The organism is Aeromicrobium sp. Leaf272 (genome assembly GCF_001422865.1).
In the GTDB taxonomy this organism is placed as follows: Bacteria; Actinomycetota; Actinomycetes; order Propionibacteriales; family Nocardioidaceae; genus Aeromicrobium.
On record NZ_LMMY01000013.1, the window covers coordinates 517209 to 519654 of the forward strand.

The 2446-nt window shown below is 71.1% G+C and carries 4 protein-coding genes; 2 read left to right on the forward strand and 2 right to left on the reverse strand.

Annotated elements, in window-relative coordinates:
• Positions 1-97: 97 nt before the first annotated feature.
• On the reverse strand, positions 98-946 hold the full coding sequence (gene map / locus ASF38_RS11735; protein WP_055965550.1) for a type I methionyl aminopeptidase: 849 nt from the start codon (positions 944-946) through the stop codon (positions 98-100).
• Between the two features lie 77 nt (positions 947-1023).
• Here map and ASF38_RS11740 point away from each other — a divergent pair, with 77 nt between their 5' ends.
• Both ASF38_RS11740 and ASF38_RS11745 read left to right on the forward strand, forming a co-directional pair.
• The gene (locus ASF38_RS11740; protein WP_055965552.1) at positions 1024-1227 is read left to right on the forward strand and encodes a hypothetical protein; all 204 of its coding nucleotides are present in this window, start codon (positions 1024-1026) and stop codon (positions 1225-1227) included.
• Positions 1224-1496: a hypothetical protein gene (locus ASF38_RS11745; RefSeq protein WP_055965554.1), complete on the forward strand. Its 273-nt coding sequence runs from the start codon at positions 1224-1226 to the stop codon at positions 1494-1496. Before ASF38_RS11740 ends, ASF38_RS11745 begins: the two co-directional genes overlap by 4 nt.
• A 27-nt stretch (positions 1497-1523) precedes the next feature.
• On the opposite strand, the gene panB is transcribed toward ASF38_RS11745, so the two are convergent.
• Positions 1524-2446, reverse strand: a 923-nt coding sequence (gene panB, locus ASF38_RS11750; RefSeq protein WP_369815199.1) for a 3-methyl-2-oxobutanoate hydroxymethyltransferase, incomplete at its 5' end; no start/stop codon positions are given.

A 2446-nucleotide genomic window follows, 5' to 3' on the forward strand; every position in this document is an offset into this window, starting at 1 on the left:
GACGCTTGCTCAGGTGTCCGGCGACTTCAGCACGCCTCGACCGTGTGCCACGCGGGCAGGCTCCACGGCTCTCGAACGTGTGCGTCCGGAGGACAGGTCAGGGGAGGGTGAGGATCTCCGCACCCTCGGGCGTCACCAGCAGGGTGTGCTCGAACTGGGCGGTGCGGGAGTGGTCCTGGGTGGTGGCGGTCCAGCCGTCGTCCCACAGGTCCCACTCGATCGAGCCGAGCGTCAGCATCGGCTCGATGGTGAAGGTCATGCCGACCTCGATGATCGTGTCGGCCGACGGCTCGTCGTAGTGCGGCACGATCAGCCCGTCGTGGAACGCCGGGCCCACGCCGTGGCCGGTGAAGTCACGGACGACGCCGTAGCCGAAGCGCGCGGCGTAGGCCTCGATGACCCGACCGATCACGTTGATCTGACGACCCGGCTTGACCGCGCGGATCGCGCGGTGGGTGGCCTCACGGGTGCGCTCCACGAGCAGGCGCGACTCCTCGTCGACGTCGCCGACGAGGTAGGTCTTGTTCGTGTCGCCGTGGACGCCGTCCACGTAGGCGGTGATGTCGATGTTGACGATGTCGCCGTCCTCGAGGGGACGGTCGTCGGGGATGCCGTGGCAGATCACCTCGTTCACGCTGCTGCACAGCGACTTCGGGTAGCCGCGGTAGCCCAGCGTCGACGGGTAGGCGTCGTGGGCGACGAGGAAGTCGTGGCCCACCCGGTCGAGCTCGTCGGTGGTCACGCCCGGTGCGATCGCCGCCTCCACCGCGTCGAGCGCCTGCGCTGCGATCCTGCCGGCGACCCGCATGCGCGCGATCGTGTCGGCATCGCGCACCGAAGACCCGCGGTAGGGCAGGGGAGCGGGCTGGCCGACGTACTCGGGCCGGTCGATGCGCGACGGGACGTGGCGGACGGGGGAGACGCGGCCGGCGACGAGGGGAGACACGTCCCGATGCTACGAGGCCGCTCCGCCTCCGACGATCGCGCGGGGCATCCACACCGAGGGTGGGGCAGGATGGGTCCATGAGCGCCGAGGCCCCCGCATTCTTCTTCTGTCTCAAGCACCACACCGTCGAGGGTGAGGACGGCTGCAAGGCCGCCGACCGCCTGGGCCCCTACCCGACCGAGGCTGACGCTGCGCGTGCCCTCGACAAGGTCCAGGAGCGCAACGAGTCGTGGGACAACGACCCCGACTGGAACGACGACAAGCCCTCCGCCGACGCGTGAGCCGCACGAACCTGCAGCTCGACCGCTCGGGTCCGTGGATCGGCGTCACCGGGCTGGTGGTGATGCTGTGGCTGGTGATCTCCACCGTGCTCTACGCGCCGTGGTGGGGCGTGCTGCTGCACCTCGTCGTGCTGGCGTGCTTCGTGCCGGTGCTGCGTCGCACGATCGCGACCCAGCCGGCCCGCGCCACCTGGGTGCCGCTCTACGCCCTGGCGGCCTGGTTCGCCGTCAACGCCGTCGGCGTCTCGCTGTTCGACTGGCGCACCTGAGCCGGGCCACGTCGGCCGGGCTCGCGGTCAGGAGTCGAAGGTGTGCTCCGGCCCGGGGAACGTGCCGCCCGCGACGTCGGCTGCGAACTCCTGGGCGGCGCCCAGGATCACCGAGTGCAGGTCGGCGTAGCGCTTCACGAAGCGCGGCGCCCTGCCCGTGCGCAGGCCCAGCATGTCCTGCCAGACGAGCACCTGGGCATCGCAGTCGGCTCCGGCCCCGATGCCGATCGTGGGGATGTGCAGCGTGCGGGTGATCTCGGCCGCGATGGGGGCGGGCACCATCTCCATGACGACGGACGAGGCACCGGCCTCCTGCACGGCGAGGGCGTCCTCCATCAGCTTCGCCGAGGCGTCGCCACGGCCCTGCACCCGGTAGCCACCGAGCGCGTGCTCGGACTGAGGGGTGAAGCCGATGTGCGCCATGACGGGGATCGCGCCCTTGGTGAGCAGCTCGATCTGCGGAGCCATCTCGGCCCCGCCCTCGAGCTTCACCACGTGGGCCTGGCCCTCCTTCATGAACCGCACCGCCGTGTCGTACGCCTGCTCAGGCGAGCGCTGGTAGGACCCGAACGGCAGGTCGGCGACCACGAGGGCACGCCGGGCGGTGCGGGTGACGGCCTTCACGAGCGGGAGCAGCTCGTCGACCGTGACCGGCAGGGAGGACTCGTACCCGAACACGTTGTTGGCCGCGGAGTCGCCGATGAACAGCACCGGGATGCCGGCCTCGTCGAACGTGGCGGCGGTGTACTGGTCGTAGGTCGTGAGCATGACCCACTTGTGGCCCTGCTCCTTCCACTGCTGCAGGTGGTGCGTCCGCACGCGGCGGATCGCGGGGTCGGTCGTCGGGCCGGCTGCCACGGGTGTGGCGGGGCTCGAGCCGGGGGAGTCGGGCGCGGAGGTGCTCGCGCTGCCGTAGGGGGCAGTCTCCTCGGCCGACGTCGGGGCAGGGG